We start from the raw sequence: 19,008 nt of genomic DNA on the forward strand, positions 1-19,008 counted from the left end.
CGGCCGGGCTGTTTGTGACGGTTCTCACCCAAGGCGGACAGGCCCCGGGCGGAACAGCCCCGCCCCACGGGGATAACCTGCCAGACGGACGTGACGCGCGTGTTGATTGACGTGTGCGCCCGTGGCTGTGTGGGCCGCAAGGCCGTACCTCTGCGTACCCGCACCGCCCCGACGACCCGCAGCGAAGATCCTGCCGTGGCACGCTCGTAGAGACACAATCCGCGACCACGAACAAGGACAAACACGTGGACCTGTTCGAGTACCAGGCGAGGGACCTCTTCGCCAAGCACGGCGTGCCCGTGCTTGACGGCGATGTCATCGAGACCGCCGCAGACGCTGCCGCCATCGCGGAGCGCTTCGGCGGCCGCGCCGTCGTCAAGGCTCAGGTGAAGGTGGGCGGCCGAGGCAAGGCCGGCGGCGTCAAGCTCGCCGCCGACCCGGCGGACGCCGTCGCCAAGGCCGAGCAGATCCTCGGCATGGACATCAAGGGCCACACCGTTCATAAGGTGATGCTGGCCCAGACCGCGGACATCAAGGACGAGTACTACGTCTCGTTCCTGCTGGACCGCACCAACCGCACCTTCCTGGCCATGGCCAGCGTCGAGGGCGGCGTGGAGATCGAGGTCGTCGCCGAGCAGAACCCCGACGCGCTCGCCAAGATCCCGGTCGACGCCAACGAGGGCTGCACCCCGGAGAAGGCCGCCGAGATCGTCGCCGCCGCGAAGTTCCCGGCCGAGATCGCCGACCAGGTCGCCGACGTCCTCCAGAAGCTGTGGACCGTCTTCATCAAGGAGGACGCCCTCCTCGTCGAGGTCAACCCGCTGATCAAGTCCGGTGACGGCAAGATCATCGCGCTCGACGGCAAGGTCTCCCTGGACGACAACGCCGAGTTCCGCCAGCCCGAGCACGAGGCCCTGGAGGACAAGGCCGCGGCCAACCCGCTGGAGGCCGCCGCCAAGGCCAAGGGTCTGAACTACGTCAAGCTCGACGGCCAGGTCGGCATCATCGGCAACGGCGCGGGCCTCGTCATGAGCACCCTCGACGTGGTCGCCTACGCCGGTGAGAAGCACGGCGGCGTCAAGCCCGCCAACTTCCTCGACATCGGTGGCGGCGCGTCCGCCGAGGTGATGGCGAACGGCCTGGAGATCATCCTGGGCGACCCCGACGTCAAGTCGGTCTTCGTCAACGTCTTCGGCGGCATCACCGCCTGCGACGCGGTCGCCAACGGCATCGTGCAGGCCCTGGAGCTCCTGAAGAGCAAGGGCGAGAACGTCACCAAGCCGCTGGTCGTCCGCCTGGACGGCAACAACGCGGAGCTGGGTCGCAAGATCCTCGACGACGCCAACCACCCGCTGGTCCAGCGCGTGGACACCATGGACGGCGCCGCTGACCGCGCCGCCGAGCTGGCCAACAAGTAAGGAAGGGGACTTAAACACCATGGCTATCTTCCTTACCAAGGACAGCAAGGTCATCGTCCAGGGCATGACCGGCGCCGAGGGCATGAAGCACACCCGCCGCATGCTCGCCTCCGGCACCCGGATCGTCGGCGGTGTCAACCCGCGCAAGGCCGGCACCACCGTCGACGTCGACGGCACCGAGATCCCGGTCTTCGGCTCCGTGGCCGAGGCCATGAAGGAGACCGGCGCCGACGTCTCCGTCCTCTTCGTGCCGCCGGCCTTCACCAAGGCCGCCGTCGTCGAGGCCATCGACGCCGAGATCCCGCTGGCCGTCGTCATCACCGAGGGCGTCCCGGTGCACGACACCGCCGCCTTCTGGGCGCACGCCGGTGCCAAGGGCAACAAGACCCGCATCATCGGCCCGAACTGCCCCGGCCTGATCAGCCCCGGCCAGTCGAACGCCGGCATCATCCCGGCCGACATCACCAAGGCCGGCAAGATCGGCCTGGTCTCGAAGTCCGGCACCCTGACCTACCAGCTCATGTACGAGCTGCGGGACATCGGCTTCACCTCGGCCGTCGGCATCGGTGGCGACCCGGTCATCGGCACCACCCACATCGACGCGCTCAAGGCCTTCCAGGAGGACCCGGAGACCGAGCTCATCGTCATGATCGGTGAGATCGGCGGCGACGCCGAGGAGCGTGCCGCGGCCTTCATCGCCGAGCACGTCACCAAGCCGGTCGTCGGCTACGTCGCGGGCTTCACCGCCCCCGAGGGCAAGACCATGGGCCACGCCGGCGCCATCGTCTCCGGCTCCTCGGGCACCGCCCAGGCGAAGAAGGAGGCCCTGGAGGCCGCCGGTGTCAAGGTCGGCAAGACGCCGTCCGAGACCGCCCGCCTGGCCCGCGAGATCATCGCCGCCCAGGCCTGATCCCGCTCCGCGCGTGACGAGCGCCCCCGCCCTCCCCGGGCCGGGGGCGCTCGTCGTTCCCGGGCGCGCTCAGCGCCCCCGCGGCCCCGTCGTGCAGGGCAGCGGTGACCACAGCGGGCAGGCCACCGGCCCCTGCGGCGGGGGAGCCGCGCCCCGGCCCGCCGCCGGCAGCTCCCAGCGCGCGACCGCCTGCGGCTGCGGCTCCACCAGGACGGCCTCCAGACCGGGCGCCGGGCTGCACCAGATGCTGGTGATGCCGTTCGGCGCCCCGCCGGGCAGCAGCGGCACGCCCGGCTCCGCCGGCTCCGCCCCGGCGGCGGGCAGGCAGAGGGCGGGCGCCGGCGGGGCGGGCGGCCGGAACAGCACCGCCGGGCGCACGCCCGCCAGGGTCGCCAGCGTCGCCCCGCCCACCGCGACGGTCAGCAGCGCCGCCGCGCCCGTCCGGCTCGCCGACCGGAGCCGGTGCCGGGCCCGGAGCACCGCCACCGGCGGGCGGTGCGGCTCCGGGCAGCCGCGCACCGCGGCCCGGTGCAGCAGCCGGCTCAGCCCGTCCGCGAAGCCGGGCGCCGCGGGGTCCGCCCCGACCAGGTCCGGCACCCAGTGGGCCAGGGCCGCCCGGGCGGCCCACACCCGGCCCTCGGCGGCCGCCTGGGTGGACTCCACCTCCAGCGCGACCGCGGCGGCCGGCAGCCCCAGTCCGTCGTGCAGCACCAGCGCCCGGCGCTGGGGGCGGGACAGCCGCTTGAGGGCCTTCAGCAGCGCCCGGTCGCGGTCGGTCAGCCGGTCGTGGTCCGGCAGCACCGCCTGTGCCTCGTCGGCCGGGCGCACCTTGATCCGCCGGTGCGGCAGCCCCCAGGAGCGGGTCCGCCGGGGTCCGCCCCGGTGCCACGGGGAGAGCGCCAGCTCGCTGGCGCGCACCCGTACCCAGCCCTCCGGGGTGCCCGAACCGGCGACCTCGTCCCAGCACCGGCGGGCCTCCCCGAACGCCCGCCGGACGCAGTGCACCGCCCGGTGCCGGCAGGCGGTCAGCAGGAACACCTGCTGCACCAGCCGGGTGTGGGCGCTCGCGTAGAGCTCCTCGAAGTCCACCATCGGGGGGAGCGGGGGCTCCGCGTCGAGGTCGTCCTCCGTGTGCGAGGGGGCGGCGGCGGCCAGCGCCGCCCGGCCGGGGCTGACGGCGGGGGGCACGGCCGGGTCGTGCGGGGCGGGCCGCGGTGCGGCGTGCGGCGCCCGCTCGGGCTCGGCGGGGGCGCCCTCCGGCGGCCCGGCGGCCGGGCCGTGGCCGACCGCCGTGGCCGGGACGGCCTCCGGGCGGGCTCCGCCGTCACCGGGGGCGCCGTCGTGCCGGTCGCGGGCCGCCGCGGGTGCCGGTCCGTCACCGCGGGGGCCGCCCGGGTCCGGCCGGGGCCCGGTGGTGCTTCCAGGCGGGAGCGCGGGCGTGCGCGCCTCCTGCGCGCGCCCGGGGGCGGCGCCCTCTACGGTGGCGGCCGACGGGCCGGGGGCCCTTCGCGCCTCGCCGTCCGGAGGCCGCCGCTGCGCGCCGTCGTCCGCCCCCGGGGCCGGGCGGGCGGCCCGGGTGGGCTTCTCCGGGGCCGGCCGGGTGTCCCCGGCGGCGCCCGGGGCGGCCTTCCCGTTCCGGGAGCGGCGCCGCTTGCCGCCCGCGTCCCCGGTCGGGCCGCCGTCGGCGGGCTTCGTCGGAGAGCCGGTCGGGCCGGTCGGCCCGGTCGGCCCGGGGGGCTGGGGCTGGGGCAGGGCGCCGCCCACCAGCGCGAGGGCCTGCGCCTCGGAGCGGGCGCCGAGCTTGCGCAGGGCGCGCTGGAGGTAGCTGCGGGCGGTGGCGGGGGTGACGCCGAGGGCGGCGGCGGTGCGGGGGAGGTCGTGGCCGGCCGCGAGGTGGGCCAGGGTCTGGGCCTCACGGGGGGTCAGCTTCCGCAGCAGGCGGCCCGCGTCGGTCTCGGCGCGGGCGGGCTTGCGGTGGCGCTCCGGGGTGGGGGAGTCGGCGGTGGGCGGCGTGGTCATCAGACGTTCCGGGCCGGGGCGCCGGCGGCGTGGGGGCAAGGTCTGAAAATGCGCATAAGCCAATAATCTGGGACACGGCGGCGGTTTGGCGCTTCACGGAGCATGGCGAGTCGCCTTGGCACCATGTGGCGCATGACGCAGCTGATGGGCCGTCCGATCCTGGAGTCGTCCGGCGCGTTGGGCGGACGCCCCGCGCTGGCCGACGTGTTGGCGGGGGTGCGGACGGCGCTGGTCGGTCTGGCGGCCGTGGGGCTGCCGGTGCTCGGGCTCTGGATCGTGTCGCCCTACGCGGACGACGGCGCCGCCGCTGTCACCCGGTTGGCGGGGGCGGTCTGGCTGATCGGGCACGGCGCGCCGCTGCTGCGCGGGCCGTCGGACGCCCCGCTGGGCGTCGCTCCACTGCTGCTCGGCGTCCTCGCCGTGGCCCGGCTGCACCGGGCGGCGGCCGGGGTGGCGGCCCGGCGCGGGCCGCGCCCGCGCTGGGGCGGCCCGGTGGCGGTGTGGGCGGGGTACTGCGCGGTGGCCCTCGCGGTGGCGCTGCACTGCGCGGGCGCCGGGCCGTTGCGTAGCCGGGTGCTGCTGGACGTCCCGGTGGTGGCCCTGGTGGCGGGGCTGGCGACGGCGGCCGGGGCCCGTTCGGTGGCCGTCCCGGAGGGCGTGGCCGACTTCCTGCTGGACCGTCTGCCGCCGCCGTACCGCCCGGTCGACGGCGTGCCGGTGGTCCGGGCCGCGGCGCTGGCGGCCGGGGCCGGGCTGGTCGCGGTGGGCGGCCTGCTGGTCGCGTGCTCGGCGGTGCTGGCCGCGGTGGCCGGCGGCGGGCGCGGCTCGGCGCTGCTGGGCGGCGGGCCCGCCGCGGTACTGGGGCTGCTGGTGCTCTCGGCGGTGCTGCTGCCGAACGCGGTGCTGTGGGGCGCGGCGTACGCGCTGGGCCCGGGCTTCGCGGTGGGAGCCGGGGCCGTGGTGGCGCCCACCGGGGCGGTGCTGGGCCCGGTGCCCGAGTTCCCGCTGTTCGCACTGCTGCCGGTGGACGGGCCGGGCGGCTGGCGGCTCGCGGCGGCGGTGCTGCCGCTGCTGGCCGGGGTGGTGCCGGCGGTGCTGCTGGGCCGGGCGGCGGCGGGCCGGCGGCGGCGGGCCGGCGGGGCGCCGCAGCGGTCCGAGCCCTGGCCGGCGGCCGCGACGGCGGTCGCCGCGCTGGCCACGGCGCTGGCGGTCGGCGCCGGGGCGGCGGTGCTGGGCTGGCTCTCCGGCGGGGCGCTGGCCGGGGAGCGGCTGGCCTGGGTGGGGCCGGTGCCCTGGACGGGGCCGGCGGCGGCGGGCTGGGTCGCGCTGGTCGCCGTGCCGGGGGCGCTGCTGGTCCGCTACCGGACGCTGGGCGAGGCGGACGGCGGGGGCGCGTACGCCCGGCTCGCGCGGCGGGCCCGCCGGAGCGCGCTGGAACTGCGCGCCGGTACGTACGCCCTTGTGCTGCGGCTCTCCGAAGCGGGCGCCGGGTGCGCCGCCGCCCCGGCCCTCGAGGAGCGGGCCCAGGACGGCGGCGCCGGGGAGCGGACCGGAGGGCCCGCTACTCGGCGTTGCCGGTGAAGTCCACGTACCACTGCGGCGCGTACCGGTCGCAGTTCTGGGCGCCGACCGAGGTCAGCGAGTCCTGGACGCAGGTGACGTACTCGCGGTAGTGGTACCCGAGGCCGATCACCGAGGTGGCCACCACGACGGTCATCGCGCCGGTCAGGATGCCGGCCAGCGCGGCCGGGGTCAGCGGGTTCGGCGCGGGGGCGGCGGCGTACCCGCCGGCCGAGCCGCCGGCGGGTGCGGCCTGCCGGGCCCGCAGCGCGCCGACGCCCCAGACGATGCCGAGCACCCCGGCCAGCAGGGCGATCCAGTGGAACCCGGTGAACAGGCAGACCAGCGCGAACGGCCCGGCCAGCGCGGCGTTGCGGGCCTTGCGGTGGGCCGGGTCGGCGAGGTCGAGCCGGGGCGGCTGCGGGGCCGGCGGCCGCCGGCCCGGGCGGCCGTCGTCGCCGCCGGGGCCCCACGGCTGCTGCCGCGGGCGCTCGCCGCCCTGGCCCCCCGGCCCGCCGGATCCGCCCTGGTGCTCCGGCCCGCCGGAGCCGCCCTGGCCCCCACCGCCCCAGGGGCTGCGCGGCTGCCACGGCTGGTCCGGGGCATCCGCCGGCGGCGGCGCGAAGGGGTTGCGCTCGCCGGTGTCGTCGCCGCTGCTCATGGGTTCAGCCATTCCTTCTCGGTCGGGGCTCGTGCGGAGGTCCTCGCGTCGGAGCGGTCTCCCGCGCCCCCAATGATCCCGCAGCCCTCCGCCCGCCCGCCGACGGCCCGTGCCGCGGGGGCGGCCGGCGGGCGCCGGCGGGCCGGTGCGGGCCGGGGCAACTTCGGCGCGGCGGGCCGGAGGAGATCCCCGTCTCAACTACGCGCGTAGCGCCGCCGGGAGGGTGCGGAGGCCCTCCGACCAGCCGTTATCGTGGTGACGGTCAGCAGCCCACAGAGGTTCCCCGGGCCCGCGTCGTGGCGGGTTTTCCCGGAGTTCCCCCTCGCTCGACCTGCCGTTCGTAGTGGCCCCACCACCGGTGGACGTACCAGCGGACGGCGCCCGACCTACGGAGAGACGCGCAGTGGCCGCCGCCCCCGCCCAGCACTTCCCGCCCCGTACGCCCGGACCGGCCCGCCTGGTGGTGCTGGTCTCCGGCTCCGGCACCAACCTCCAGGCGCTGCTGGACGCCGTCGCCGACCCGGCCTACGGCGCCGAGATCCTCGCCGTCGGCGCGGACCGGGACGGGATCGCCGGCCTGGAGCGCGCCGAGAGGGCGGGCCTGCCGACCTTCGTCCACCGGGTGAAGGACCACCCGGACCGCGCCGCCTGGGACCGCGCGCTGACCGCCTCCGTCGCCGGGTACCAGCCGGACCTGGTGGTCACGGCCGGCTTCATGAAGATCCTCGGCCCCGAGTTCGTCGCCGCCTTCGCCGGGCGGATCGTCAACACCCACCCCGCACTGCTGCCCGCCTTCCCCGGCGCCCACGGCGTCACCGACGCGCTCGCGTACGGGGTGAAGGTCACCGGCTGTACCGTCCACCTGGTCGACTCCGGCGTGGACACCGGGCCGATCATCGCGCAGGGCGTCGTCGAGGTCGTCGACGCCGACCACGCCGATGGCGGCGAAGCGCTGCACGAGCGCATCAAGACTGTCGAGCGCAAGCTGCTCGTCGACGTCGTGGGCCGGCTGGCCCGCGAAGGTCACCGCATCGAGGACCGAAAGGTATGGATTCCGGCACATGAGTGAGCGCAGCGTGGGAGTCTCCCCGGCCGAAGGCTGGGGGAGAGTCGTCGAGGAAGGTGCCTGGCGCGCAGCGCCCGCCGAGCGCAGCGAGGTGGGAGCATGAGTGCCGGCTCCACCACCGCGCCCGTTTCGGAGAACGTCCGTCCGATCCGTCGCGCGCTGATCAGCGTGTACGACAAGACCGGTCTGGAGGAGCTGGCCCAGGGCCTGCACGCCGCCGGGGTCGCCATCGTCTCCACCGGCTCCACCGCGGGCCGGATCGCCGCCGCCGGCGTGCCGGTGACGGAGGTCTCCGAGCTGACCGGCTTCCCGGAGTGCCTGGACGGGCGGGTGAAGACGCTGCACCCCCGCGTGCACGCCGGTGTCCTGGCCGACCTGCGGCTGGAGTCGCACCGCGCGCAGCTGGCCGAGCTGGGCGTCGAGCCCTTCGACCTGGTCGTGGTGAACCTCTACCCGTTCAAGGCCACCGTCGCCTCCGGCGCCACCCCGGACGAGTGCGTCGAGCAGATCGACATCGGCGGCCCGAGCATGGTCCGCGCCGCCGCCAAGAACCACCCGTCGGTGGCCGTGGTGGTGGACCCGGCCCGCTACCCGGACGTGCTGGAGGCCGTCCGCGAGGGCGGCTTCGACCTGGCCGCCCGCAAGCGCCTGGCCGGTGCCGCGTTCGCCCACACCGCCGCCTACGACGTGGCCGTCGCCTCCTGGTTCGAGGCCGGCTACGCGCCCAGCGACGAGCGGTTCCCCGAGTTCCTCGGCGCGACCTGGGAGCGGCAGAACGTGCTGCGCTACGGCGAGAACCCGCACCAGGGCGCCGCGCTCTACAGCGACGGCACGGGCGGCCTGGCCGGCGCCGAGCAGCTGCACGGCAAGGAGATGTCGTACAACAACTACGTCGACACCGACGCCGCCCGCCGCGCCGCCTACGACCACGCCGGCCCGGCCGTCGCGATCATCAAGCACGCCAACCCGTGCGGCATCGGGACCGGCGCCGACGTCGCGGAGGCGCACCGCAAGGCGCACGAGTGCGACCCGGTCTCCGCGTACGGCGGCGTGATCGCCGTCAACCGCCCGGTGACCGTCGCGCTGGCCGAGCAGATCGCCCCGATCTTCACCGAGGTCGTCGTGGCCCCCGGCTACGAGGAGGGCGCCCTGGAGGTGCTCACCCGCAAGAAGAACCTGCGCGTGCTGCTCGCCCCCGAGGCCCCGGCCAACCGCCAGGAGGTGCGCCCGGTCTCCGGCGGCGTGCTGCTCCAGGACGCCGACCGGGTGCACGCCGAGGGCGACGACCCGGCGAACTGGACGCTCGCCTCCGGTGAGGCGCTGTCCGCGGACGAGCTGGCCGAGCTGGCCTTCGCCTGGCGGGCCTGCCGGGCCGTCAAGTCCAACGCGATCCTGCTGGCCAAGGACGGCGCCTCGGTCGGCGTCGGCATGGGCCAGGTCAACCGGGTGGACTCCTGCAAGCTCGCGGTCGAGCGGGCCGGCGAGCGCGCCAAGGGCTCCTACGCCGCCTCGGACGCCTTCTTCCCGTTCGCGGACGGCCCGGCGATCCTGATCGCGGCCGGTGTGCGGGCGATCGTCCAGCCCGGTGGCTCGATCCGTGACGAGGAGGTCGTCGCGGCGGCCGCCGAGGCCGGGGTGACCATGTACTTCACCGGTGCACGGCACTTCTTCCACTGATCCCGCCGACGGCGTGACGCCGTGACGCAGCGGCCCGGCCCCCTCCGAGGAGGGAGCCGGGCCGCTCGGGTGCGCGGGCCGGTCAGTAGCGCGGCCGGTTGAACCAGTTGACGCCGTCCCGGGTGCACACGGCGGTGATCCAGATGACGCTGATGGCCACCCACAGCAGGGCGACGACGAGGTTCGCCGCCTGGCCCTTCTCGGCGCCGAACGAGCCCAGCAGGCCGAGCAGGCCCAGCAGGCCGCCGATCGAGCCGTAGACGATGGTGACGATCCGGACGCTGTTGCCGCCCTTGCCGAACTTCACCCCGAGGGTGATGGACAGCGCCGCGGCCAGCGCGAACACGACGCCGATGACGGCCGCCACCCCGGCGGCGGCGTTGCCGATCGCGAGCAGGCCCTCGTCGCTCGTGTTGCTGTTGCTGACGACGTCCTTGGCGGCCGCGGCCCCGATCAGGCAGAACAGCGCCGCCAGCACCTGGGTGCCGCCGACGATGAACAGCAGCACCCGGGCGGTCACCATCAGGCCCGGCATGGACTGCGGCGGGGCCGCCACCGGCGGGTAGCCGTACTGCCCGTAGGCCGGGGCCTGCTGGGGGTAGCCGTAGCCGGGAGCGGCCTGCGGCGGAGCCTGCTGCGGGTAGCCGTAGCCCGGGGCGGCCGGCGGCTGGCCGTACGGGTTGTTCGGGTCGGGCGGGTAACTCATGAGTGCCTCCGGGCAGTTACGGGGACGCGGGGACGGGACGCTGACGGCCCGGTGCCGGCCGGTGAGTCGGGCACCGGCCGAAGGGGACGTTAGCGGAGCGGAGTGACAGCCCGGCGGCGGTGACGGGCGCCGCGGCTCGCAGCGTGGTGAGCGTCAGGGGTGCGGGACGGCCGACGGGTGCGGCGCGGGCGGGACGGTGCCCCCGCGGTCGGACTGCTCGCTCTGCTGTGGTCGACTCACTCGCTCTTCCCCCGGTTGCGCTCCGCCGCGGGCCGTCGGCCCGTCACCGGGCCGGTTCGCGGCGGGAATGGGCTAATCGTCATCCGGACGACGGCGCGCTGTCCAGCCGGTTCCGCGCGCCGCGTCAAGACTGTGGCGCAACCGCAATGTGCCGCGGACCTTCGTACCCGTCCGTTCACCCGCCCGTTCCCCGGCCCGCCCGGCGCCGGGCGGGCCCGGGAGCCACCCCGGACCGGCGCCGGACCACCCCGGACCGGCGCCGGAACCGCCCCGGCGAGGGCGGTCCGGGCGGCGGGCCGCCCTCGGTACGGAGACTCCCGGCGATCCGGGAGAATGGGGCCATGACCGCCAAGATTCTCGATGGCAAGGCCACCGCCGCCGCGATCAAGTCCGAACTCGCCGCCCGCGTGGCGGCCCTCAAGGCGAAGGGCGTCACGCCCGGCCTCGGCACCGTCCTGGTCGGCGACGACCCGGGCAGCCGCTGGTACGTGAACGGCAAGCACAAGGACTGCGCCGAGGTCGGCATCGCCTCGATCCAGCGCGAGCTGCCCGCCACCGCCACCCAGGAGGACGTCGAGAACGTCGTCCGCGAGCTCAACGCCGACCCGTCCTGCACCGGCTACATCGTCCAGCTGCCGCTGCCCAAGGGCCTGGACCAGAACCCGGTCCTGGAGCTGATGGACCCGGACAAGGACGCCGACGGCCTGCACCCGACCTCGCTCGGCCGGCTCGCCCTGGGCATCGAGGGCCCGCTGCCGTGCACCCCGCTCGGCATCGTCGAGCTGCTGCGCCGCCACGACGTCGAGATCGACGGTGCCGAGGTGGTCGTGGTCGGCCGCGGCATCACCGTCGGCCGCTCGATCGGCCTGCTGCTGACCCGCCGCAGCGAGAACGCCACCGTGACCCTGTGCCACACCGGCACCCGGGACCTCGGCGCCCACCTGCGCAAGGCCGACATCGTCGTGGCCGCCGCCGGTGTGCCGCACCTGGTCAAGCCGGAGGACGTCAAGCCGGGCGCGGCGGTGCTGGACGTGGGCGTCAGCCGCAGCGAGGGCAAGATCGTCGGGGACGTGCACCCGGGCGTGGCCGAGGTGGCCGGCTGGATCTCCCCGAACCCCGGCGGCGTGGGCCCGATGACCCGCGCGATGCTGCTCAACAACATCGTCGAGGCGGCCGAGCGCCGCGCCGGCATCTGACACCCCAGGGACGGCGAGCATGACTGAACCGCGACCGGCACGGTCCCGCCGCAGGCCGGTCAAGACCACCGGAACCCTGCCGCCCGAGGGCTCGGCCGCGGCCCTCGGCCGCGATCACGCCCTGCCGGTGCGGCAGTGGCCGATCACGCTGGTCCTGCTGGTCGTCGGCGCCGGCCTCGCGGTGACCTGGTTCGCCGACTTCAAGGACGGGTTCAAGTACGGCCTGCTGATCCTCGGCGTCGGCGTGCTGCTCGGCGCGGTGCTGCGGCTGGTGCTGCCCGAGGTCGGGATGCTGGCGGTGCGCAGCCGCTTCACGGACGTGATCGTGCTGGGCTTCCTGGGCCTGTCGATCGTGCTGCTGACGCTGGTGGCGCAGCCGAACCCGTGGCTGCAGATCCCGTTGCTGGACAACATCGGCCAGCTCATGGGCCGGACCAAGCACTGACCCGCCGGCCCCGACGGCCCCCGCCCGGCCCCGTGGAAAGCAAGGGCCCGGGCGGGGGCCGCCTGTTTTCTGTGACGTATCTGCCACGCCGGGACACCAGGCGTACGCTTCCCTTTGCGATAACCTGACGCAGGTCTCTCGATGTCGAGAGATCATCCTGGCTCCAGTGCCGGTGTGCCTGGGGCGCCTGGCGATTTGCTGGAGAAGGTAGAAATGACCCGCACCCCCGTCAACGTCACCATCACCGGAGCAGCCGGCCAGATCGGCTACGCGCTGCTCTTCCGCATCGCCTCGGGCCACCTGCTCGGTGCCGACGTGCCGGTGAACCTGCGCCTCCTGGAGATCCCGCAGGGCCTCAAGGCCGCCGAGGGCACCGCGATGGAGCTCGTCGACTGCGCCTTCCCGCTGCTGCGCGACATCACCATCACCGACAAGCCGGCCGAGGCCTTCGACGGCGCCAACGTCGCGCTGCTGGTCGGCGCCCGTCCGCGCACCGCGGGCATGGAGCGCGGCGACCTGCTCCAGGCCAACGGCGGCATCTTCGGCCCGCAGGGCAAGGCCATCAACGACCACGCCGCGGACGACATCAAGGTCCTGGTCGTCGGCAACCCGGCCAACACCAACGCCCTGATCGCCCAGCGCAACGCCCCGGACGTCCCGGCCGAGCGCTTCACCGCGATGACCCGCCTGGACCACAACCGCGCCGTCGGCCAGCTGTCCGCCAAGACCGGCGCCCTGGTCTCCGACATCAAGCGCGTCACCATCTGGGGCAACCACTCCGCGACCCAGTACCCGGACGTCTTCCACGCCGAGATCGTCGGCAAGCCGGCCTTCGAGGCCGTCGGCAGCGACCTGGCCTGGCTGGAGAACGACTTCATCCCGACCGTCGCCAAGCGCGGCGCGGCCATCATCGACGCCCGCGGCGCCTCCTCGGCCGCCTCGGCCGCCAACGCCGCCATCGACCACGTCCACACCTGGGTCAACGGCACCGCCGAGGGCGACTGGACCTCCATGGGTGTCGTCTCCGACGGCTCGTACGGCGTTCCGGAGGGCCTGATCTCCTCCTTCCCGGTCACCACCAAGGACGGCCGGTTCGAGATCGTCCAGGGCCTGGAGATCTCCGACTTCTCGCGCGCCCGCATCGACGCCTCGGTCAAGGAGCTGACCGAGGAGCGCGACGCGGTCAAGGAGCTGGGCCTCATCTGAGCCCGCCCCGCACGGCCCGCCCGGCGGCCCGTCGCCTCCCTCCCGGAGGCGGCGGGCCGCCGTCGTGTCCGCCGTCCGGGGCCCGCCGCGGTCCTACACTGGCCCGCTGTGAACGAAACCCTCGGGGACGCCGCGCTCGTCCTCGTCTTCATCCTGCTGGGCGGGCTGTTCAACGTCGCCGAGATCTCGCTGATCTCGCTGCGCGAGGGCCAGATCCGGACGTTGGAGTCGCACGGCACCCGGCGCGCGGCCCGCGCCGCGCACCTGGCGGCCGACCCCAACCGCTTCCTGGCAGCCGTCCAGGTCGGGGTGACCTGCATGGGCTTCCTGTCCGCCGCGTTCGGCGCGGACACCCTGGCCGGCAAGGTCGCCCCGCTGTTCGTCCGGGCCGGGCTGTCCGAGGGCGTGGCCGACGCGGTGGCCCTGGTCGGCCTGACCCTGGTGATCAGCTACGCCTCGCTGGTGCTGGGCGAGCTGACCCCCAAGCGGATCGGGCTGCAGCGCGCCGAGTCCATCGCCGTCGTCGCGGCCCCGGTGGTGGACGTGATGTCGGTGGTGCTGCGGCCGGCGATCTGGCTGCTCGGCCACTCCACCAACCTGATGGTCCGGCTGCTCGGCGGCGACCCGACGGCGGGCCGCGGCTCGATGAGCTCCGAGGAGCTGCGCGGACTGGTCGCCGCCAACACCGAACTCGGCAGCGACGAACGGGCGTTGATCGCCGACGTGTTCTCCGCCGGGGAGCGCCAGCTGCGCGAGGTGATGGTCCCGCGCACCGAGGTGACCTTCCTGGACGCCGAGCGCCCGCTGGCCGCCGTCCGGCACCAGGCCGACACCTCGCCGCACTCGCGCTACCCGGTGGTCGAGGGCAGCGCCGACGCGGTGGTCGGCTTCGTCCACGTCCGCGACCTGTACGGCGCGCGCGGCGAGCAGGCCGTCAAGGTCCGCGACCTGGCCCGCCCGGTCAAGCTGCTGCCCGGCACCAAGCTGGTGCTGGAGGCGATGGGCGAGATGCGCCGGGAGGGCCACCACCTGGCCATCGTGGTGGACGAGTACGGCGGCACCGCCGGCATCGTCACCCTGGAGGACCTGGTCGAGGAGGTGATCGGCGAGATCCGGGACGAGTACGACCGCCCGGAGGCCGCCCCCACCCGCCGGCTGGCCGGCGGCGGCATGGAGCTGGACGGCCTGCTCAACCTCGGCGACTTCGCCGAGGAGACCGGCGTCACCCTGCCCGAGGGCCCGTACGAGACGGTGGCGGGCTGCCTGGTCGCCGCGCTCGGCCGGCTGCCCCGGGACGGCGACCAGGTGCGGATCCCGGTCGAGGGCGGCGGCGGGGTGCTGCTGACGGTCGCCAAGGTCGAGGGCCGGCGGATCGCCCGGGTGGGGGTGAGTGCCGTCACACTGGCCGAGCCCGCGGGGGCGGAGGTTTCCTGAGCGAGCGGTGGAGCTGGAACAATGGCCCGCATGGTCAACGCAGCGGTCACTGGTCCGGTCAAGGACCGTCCCCGGGTGCTCTCCGGCATCCAGCCCACCTCCGGCTCGTTCCACCTCGGCAACTACCTGGGCGCGGTGCGCCAGTGGGTCGACCTCCAGGAGGAGAACGACGCCTTCTACATGGTCGTCGACCTGCACGCGATCACCGTGCCGCAGGACCCGGCGACGCTGCGCGAGAACACCCGGGTGTCCGCCGCCCAGCTGCTCGGCGCCGGCCTGGACCCGGACCGCTGCACGCTCTTCGTCCAGTCGCACGTGCCCGAGCACGCGCAGCTCGCCTGGGTGATGAACTGCCTCACCGGCTTCGGCGAGGCCTCGCGGATGACCCAGTTCAAGGACAAGTCCTCCCGCTACGGCGCCGAGAGCACCACGGTCGGCCTGTTCACCTACCCGATCCTCCAGATCGCCGACATCCTGCTCTACCAGGCGGACGCCGTCCCGGTCGGCGAGGACCAGCGCCAGCACGTGGAGATCACCCGCGACCTCGCCGAGCGCTTCAACACCCGCTACAGCCCGACCTTCACCGTCCCGAAGCCGTACATCCTCAAGGAGACGGCGAAGATCCAGGACCTCCAGGACCCGGCCGTCAAGATGAGCAAGTCGGCCTCCTCGCCCAAGGGCCTGGTGAGCCTGCTGGACGAGCCGAAGGCCAGCGCCAAGAAGTTCAGGAGCGCCGTCACCGACACCGGCACCGTGGTGTCCTACGACGAGGAGGGCAAGCCGGGCGTCTCCAACCTGCTGCGGATCCACTCCGCGCTCAGCGGCCGGTCGGTCGAGCAGCTGGTCGAGCACTTCGAGGGCAGGATGTACGGCGCCCTCAAGACCGAGCTGGCCGAGCTGTTCACCGAGTGGGTCACCCCCTTCCAGGAGCGCACCCGGCTGTTCCTGGACGACCCGGCGGAGCTGGACCGGGTGCTGGCGCTCGGCGCCGAGAAGGCCCGCGAGGTGGCGTCGGTGACGCTGGAGACGGTGTACGACCGGATCGGCTTCCTCCCGGCCGCCAAGCGGTGACTCCCCTCACGCACCTGCCCGGTGGCGGCGACCTCCCCGAGGTCGTCACCATCGGCGTGTCCGTGAGCGTCCCGGACCCGTACGGCGCGGCGATCCAGGACGCCCGCGCCGGGCACGGCGATCCGCTGGCCCGGTCGATACCGACGCACGTCACCCTGCTGCCGCCGACCGAGGTGCCCGCCGACGAGCTGCCGAAGATCGAGGAGCACCTGGCCTCGGTGGCCGCCGCGCACCGGCCGTTCCGGATGCTGCTGCGCGGCGGCGGGACCTTCCGCCCGGTCTCCCCGGTGGTGTACGTCCGGGTCGAGGAGGGCGCGCAGGAGTGCCGGCTGCTGGAGGCGGACATCCGCTCCGGCCCGCTGGCCCGCGAGCTGGCCTTCCCGTACCACCCGCACGTGACGGTCGCCCACGGCCTGCCGGACGACGTGCTGGACCAGGCGTACGAGCAGGCGCGCGACTTCCGGGCGGACTTCCCGGTGCCGGGCTTCGGCCTCTCCCGCTTCGACGCGGACGAGGTATGGCGCCCCTGGCGGAGCTACCCCTTCGGGTGAACTAACAGCCCTGCCGCCCCAGTTCGAGCATCCGGTCGACCACCCGGCGGGCCGCGCCGCCGTCGTCCAGCACGCAGTGCTCGGCCCGGAAGCGCCGGTAGCGCTCGGCGTGGCCCGGCGGGGGCCGGCCGTCGCCGTCGGCGAGTTCGCGCAGGGCGCCGAGCAGTTCGGCCGAGGTCGGCACCAGCGGGCCGGGGGCGTTCGCCTCGAAGTCGAAGGTGAAGCCGCGCAGGGTGTCGCGGTAGTGCTCCAGGTCGTAGGTGAAGAAGTACATCGGACGTCCGGTGATGGCGAAGTCGAACATGATCGACGAGTAGTCCGTCACCAGCACGTCCGCGACGAGCAGCAGCTCCTGCGGGTCGGGGTAGTCCCCGCAGTCGTACAGGAAGCCGTCGCCGGCGCCGGGCAGCGGCTCGCGCACGTGCGCGTGCGGGCGGACCAGCACCACGTGGTCGGCGCCGAGCAGGCGCCGGGCGTGGCCGAGGTCCAGGCGAAGGTCCAGCCGGAACCCGTCGCCGTCGCCGCGCTGCTGGTCCTCGCGCCAGGTCGGCGCGTACAGCACGATCCGGCGGCCCTGCGGGACGCCGAGCCGGCGGCGGACGGACGCGACGGTCCGCGGGTCCGGGCGGACGAGCACGTCGTTGCGCGGGTAGCCGGACTCCAGCAGCTCGCCGTCGTAGCGGAAGGCGCGCCGCAGGATCGGGGTGGCGAAGGGGCTGGGGGAGAGCAGCAGGCTCCACTGCGGGGTCTCCCGGTCGAGCGCCCGCAGGTAGCCGCGGTCCGCCAGCCAGGGGCTCTCGACGTCGTGGGCGATCCGCTTCAGCAGCGAGCCGTGCCAGGTCTGCACGACGACCTGGCCGGGGCGGCGCTCCAGGAAGTCCGGGAAGTGGGTGTTGCCGACCAGGTACCGGCAGGTGGCCAGCGCGCGGTACCACTCCGGGCTCCAGCTCCGCACCGGGACGATCCCGGGCGGCAGCTCGGCCTGGGCGTCGTCGACCACCCACAGGTGCTCCAAGCCGGCTTGGCGGCGCGCGAGTTCGGCGTGCAGGGCGCGCGGGGAGTCGGCGTAGCCGCGGCCGCCGAACACGTCGTACAGCACCGCCTCGCGCAGCGGCGCGCGGCGGGCGGCGGGGTAGTGCTCGGTGCGCAGCCGGTGCTGGGTCCAGGCGCTGCGCTCGCCGGCGCCGAGTACCGGGGTGGAGTCCACCACCAGGGTGTCGTGCCACCGGCGTTGGAGCAGGATCCGCTTGCCGCCGGCGCTGGTGGCGGCGGGGACGGCACCCAGCGCGGCGGGTGCGGCGAGCAGCGGACGGCCGTCCCCGGGGCGCCCGACCGGCTCCAGCGCGGCCTCCCAGAGGCCCTTGCGCAGCGGCAGGGCGACGCCGTCCGAGCCGGTCCGGGTGGCGGGCACCCGGGCCCGGAAACGGCCGTCCGGGCCGGTGCCGACCGGGGTGCGGACCTCGCTCGCGGAGCGGGTGTGCCGCAGCACCAGCTCCATGGCCCCGGCCGGGCCCGGGCAGTGGCCGGACAGCTCGAAGCCGCCGTCGCGTACGGCGATCCGGTCGACCAGCCCGGCCGCGGGCTGGACGCAGAGCTGCAGCCGGCCGTCGGCGAGGTGCTTGAGGTAGAGGACGCGGTCCGGGGCGCCGGGCAGCGGGTGCTGGCCGGCCACCGGGCCGTCGCGCTCGTCGAGGCAGAGCTGCACGGCGGCGCCGTCGGGGCGCAGCAGTTCGGCGTCCCAGTGCTCCAGGCGGCCGCCGCCCCGCCCGTCGGCGGTGAACGGCCGGTACGGCACCCGGACGGTGAAGGTGTTCCCGGTACGGGCGAGCGGCTGCCCGACCACCGCGTCGCTCTCCCGGTGGCGCAGCCGCAGCACGGTGCCGGACGGGCAGGTGTCGGCGACCCCGCGCAGCTCCAGGCCGTCGGCGGCGGGGGCGGCGCCGGTGATCAGGACGGCCGGCCGCTCCAGCCGCAGGCGCAGCCGGCCGTCGGCGAAGTACGGCTGGAGCCGGACGTCGCGGTCCACCCAGTGGGCCGGCGGGTACTCGCCGGAACCGCACCAGTGCGGGGCGAGCGCGCCGTACCGGCGGCGCACCCGGGTGGGGCGGGGGCGGGTGAAGAGGGTGGCCTCGATCCGCCAGTCGCCGAGCAGCCAGCGGTCCCCGTGGCGCAGCCGGCCGGGTGCTATCAGGGCGGTGAAGCCGGACCAGTCGTGGTTGTGCGCGGGCTGGGCGCTGTCGTCGGTGACCTCGGGCATCCGGCGGGGGCGGGAGCGCAGGTGCAGCGGCGGCTGGGCGCGGTCCTGGTGGCGCAGGGTCAGCCAGGTCCAGGCGGAGCCGGGTCGGCCGGTGTCCTGGTCCAGCGGGCGGGCGAAGCCGGTCAGTTCCAGGCCGCGGCCGAGCCAGCGGGCACCCAGCAGTCCGAAGACGACGTCCTCGTCCTCGGCGGGGCGGTCGGCGGTCACCCGGGGGGCGGCGTGCGGCAGGACCAGCCGCGTGAGCACAGGCATGGCGGGGGAGTCCTTCGGGAGGGAGGTCAACATCCCATCCGGAAATGCCGTCCGGGTCAATTGCACGCTTTTTCGACCGGGCCCACGGAATGCTTTTCCGGGAACTCCGGTTCGAATGCCGGTCCGGTGTTCCGGTCCCTTTCGGCCCGGCCCCGGGAAAGCTCCGGGAAAGCCTTCGAGGAAAGCCTTCGGGGAAAGCGCCGGAGAAGCCGCGGGAAAGCCCGGGAACGCGGCGGGCCCCGGCCCGGAGGGCGGCCGGGACGACGGCCGCCCCCCGCGGCCCGGGGACCCCAGCGGCGGGGGGGGCCGGCAACGCCCCGGCCCCACGGGCCCCGAATA

15 protein-coding genes are annotated in these 19,008 nt (G+C 75.0%); 11 read left to right on the top strand and 4 right to left on the bottom strand.

Features of this window, described 5'->3' with window-relative positions; all coding sequences use genetic code 11:
- Positions 1-245 precede the first annotated feature (245 nt).
- Both sucC and sucD read left to right on the top strand, forming a co-directional pair.
- Positions 246-1,418, top strand: a complete 1,173-nt coding sequence (gene sucC, locus ACH5AR_RS06595; RefSeq protein WP_396300248.1) for an ADP-forming succinate--CoA ligase subunit beta — start codon at positions 246-248, stop codon at positions 1,416-1,418.
- Between the two features lie 19 nt (positions 1,419-1,437).
- Entirely contained in the window at positions 1,438-2,328 is an 891-nt protein-coding gene (gene sucD, locus ACH5AR_RS06600; protein WP_396300249.1) for a succinate--CoA ligase subunit alpha, read from the top strand.
- A 69-nt stretch (positions 2,329-2,397) separates the two neighbouring features.
- Here sucD and ACH5AR_RS06605 read toward each other — a convergent pair whose 3' ends face one another.
- On the bottom strand, positions 2,398-4,347 hold the full coding sequence (locus ACH5AR_RS06605) for a LuxR C-terminal-related transcriptional regulator (protein WP_396300250.1): 1,950 nt from the start codon (positions 4,345-4,347) through the stop codon (positions 2,398-2,400).
- A gap of 132 nt (positions 4,348-4,479) precedes the next feature.
- Between ACH5AR_RS06605 and ACH5AR_RS06610 the strand changes: the two genes are divergently transcribed.
- Entirely contained in the window at positions 4,480-5,928 is a 1,449-nt protein-coding gene (locus ACH5AR_RS06610) for a DUF6350 family protein (protein ID WP_396300251.1), read from the top strand.
- Here ACH5AR_RS06610 and ACH5AR_RS06615 read toward each other — a convergent pair.
- Complete coding sequence (locus ACH5AR_RS06615) at positions 5,909-6,568, bottom strand: hypothetical protein (protein ID WP_396300252.1); 660 nt, start codon at positions 6,566-6,568, stop codon at positions 5,909-5,911. The genes ACH5AR_RS06610 and ACH5AR_RS06615 overlap by 20 nt on opposite strands.
- 403 nt (positions 6,569-6,971) lie before the next feature.
- Here ACH5AR_RS06615 and purN point away from each other — a divergent pair, with 403 nt between their 5' ends.
- The gene (purN, locus tag ACH5AR_RS06620; RefSeq protein ID WP_396300253.1) at positions 6,972-7,637 is read left to right on the top strand and encodes a phosphoribosylglycinamide formyltransferase; all 666 of its coding nucleotides are present in this window, start codon (positions 6,972-6,974) and stop codon (positions 7,635-7,637) included.
- Positions 7,638-7,733: 96 nt separating this feature from the next.
- Positions 7,734-9,311, top strand: a complete 1,578-nt coding sequence (gene purH, locus ACH5AR_RS06625; protein WP_396300254.1) for a bifunctional phosphoribosylaminoimidazolecarboxamide formyltransferase/IMP cyclohydrolase — start codon at positions 7,734-7,736, stop codon at positions 9,309-9,311.
- A gap of 82 nt (positions 9,312-9,393) precedes the next feature.
- On the opposite strand, the gene ACH5AR_RS06630 is transcribed toward purH, so the two are convergent.
- Positions 9,394-10,017, bottom strand: a complete 624-nt coding sequence (locus ACH5AR_RS06630) for a hypothetical protein (RefSeq protein ID WP_396300255.1) — start codon at positions 10,015-10,017, stop codon at positions 9,394-9,396.
- 581 nt (positions 10,018-10,598) lie between these two features.
- Between ACH5AR_RS06630 and ACH5AR_RS06635 the strand changes: the two genes are divergently transcribed.
- From ACH5AR_RS06635 to ACH5AR_RS06660, 6 genes are all read left to right on the top strand, one after another.
- Positions 10,599-11,453: a bifunctional methylenetetrahydrofolate dehydrogenase/methenyltetrahydrofolate cyclohydrolase gene (locus ACH5AR_RS06635; protein WP_396300256.1), complete on the top strand. Its 855-nt coding sequence runs from the start codon at positions 10,599-10,601 to the stop codon at positions 11,451-11,453.
- Between the two features lie 19 nt (positions 11,454-11,472).
- Entirely contained in the window at positions 11,473-11,898 is a 426-nt protein-coding gene (locus tag ACH5AR_RS06640; RefSeq protein ID WP_396300257.1) for a DUF3017 domain-containing protein, read from the top strand.
- A 213-nt stretch (positions 11,899-12,111) separates the two neighbouring features.
- Complete coding sequence (locus tag ACH5AR_RS06645) at positions 12,112-13,104, top strand: malate dehydrogenase (protein ID WP_396300258.1); 993 nt, start codon at positions 12,112-12,114, stop codon at positions 13,102-13,104.
- 108 nt (positions 13,105-13,212) lie between these two features.
- A complete protein-coding gene (locus ACH5AR_RS06650; protein ID WP_396300259.1) occupies positions 13,213-14,538 on the top strand; it encodes a hemolysin family protein in 1,326 nt (441 codons plus the stop codon).
- Between the two features lie 75 nt (positions 14,539-14,613).
- Positions 14,614-15,609, top strand: coding sequence for a tryptophan--tRNA ligase (gene trpS, locus ACH5AR_RS06655; protein ID WP_396300368.1), 996 nt, complete (start codon positions 14,614-14,616; stop codon positions 15,607-15,609).
- Positions 15,606-16,160 carry a 2'-5' RNA ligase family protein gene (locus ACH5AR_RS06660; protein ID WP_396300260.1) on the top strand — a complete coding sequence of 185 codons (555 nt, stop codon included), beginning with the start codon at positions 15,606-15,608 and terminating at the stop codon, positions 16,158-16,160. The genes trpS and ACH5AR_RS06660 overlap by 4 nt, the downstream gene beginning before the upstream one ends.
- 1 nt (position 16,161) lies before the next feature.
- Here the strand turns inward: ACH5AR_RS06660 and ACH5AR_RS06665 are convergent, their stop codons facing one another.
- Entirely contained in the window at positions 16,162-18,669 is a 2,508-nt protein-coding gene (locus ACH5AR_RS06665; protein WP_396300261.1) for a CDP-glycerol glycerophosphotransferase family protein, read from the bottom strand.
- Positions 18,670-19,008: the final 339 nt, after the last annotated feature.

It is taken from the genome of Kitasatospora sp. NPDC018619 (assembly GCF_044391605.1).
Classification (GTDB): Bacteria; Actinomycetota; Actinomycetes; order Streptomycetales; family Streptomycetaceae; genus Kitasatospora.

What these genes read in the sequence shown, in the direction of transcription:
- ACH5AR_RS06645 (WP_396300258.1), top strand. Translation starts at nt 12,112, where the DNA reads ATGACCCGCACCCCCGTCAACGTCACCATCACCGGAGCAGCCGGCCAG.
- ACH5AR_RS06610 (WP_396300251.1), top strand. Translation starts at nt 4,480, where the DNA reads ATGACGCAGCTGATGGGCCGTCCGATCCTGGAGTCGTCCGGCGCGTTG.
- sucD (WP_396300249.1), top strand. Translation starts at nt 1,438, where the DNA reads ATGGCTATCTTCCTTACCAAGGACAGCAAGGTCATCGTCCAGGGCATG.
- ACH5AR_RS06615 (WP_396300252.1), bottom strand. Translation starts at nt 6,568, where the DNA reads ATGAGCAGCGGCGACGACACCGGCGAGCGCAACCCCTTCGCGCCGCCG.
- ACH5AR_RS06630 (WP_396300255.1), bottom strand. Translation starts at nt 10,017, where the DNA reads ATGAGTTACCCGCCCGACCCGAACAACCCGTACGGCCAGCCGCCGGCC.
- ACH5AR_RS06605 (WP_396300250.1), bottom strand. Translation starts at nt 4,347, where the DNA reads ATGACCACGCCGCCCACCGCCGACTCCCCCACCCCGGAGCGCCACCGC.
- ACH5AR_RS06665 (WP_396300261.1), bottom strand. Translation starts at nt 18,669, where the DNA reads ATGCCTGTGCTCACGCGGCTGGTCCTGCCGCACGCCGCCCCCCGGGTG.
- purH (WP_396300254.1), top strand. Translation starts at nt 7,734, where the DNA reads ATGAGTGCCGGCTCCACCACCGCGCCCGTTTCGGAGAACGTCCGTCCG.
- ACH5AR_RS06640 (WP_396300257.1), top strand. Translation starts at nt 11,473, where the DNA reads ATGACTGAACCGCGACCGGCACGGTCCCGCCGCAGGCCGGTCAAGACC.
- ACH5AR_RS06635 (WP_396300256.1), top strand. Translation starts at nt 10,599, where the DNA reads ATGACCGCCAAGATTCTCGATGGCAAGGCCACCGCCGCCGCGATCAAG.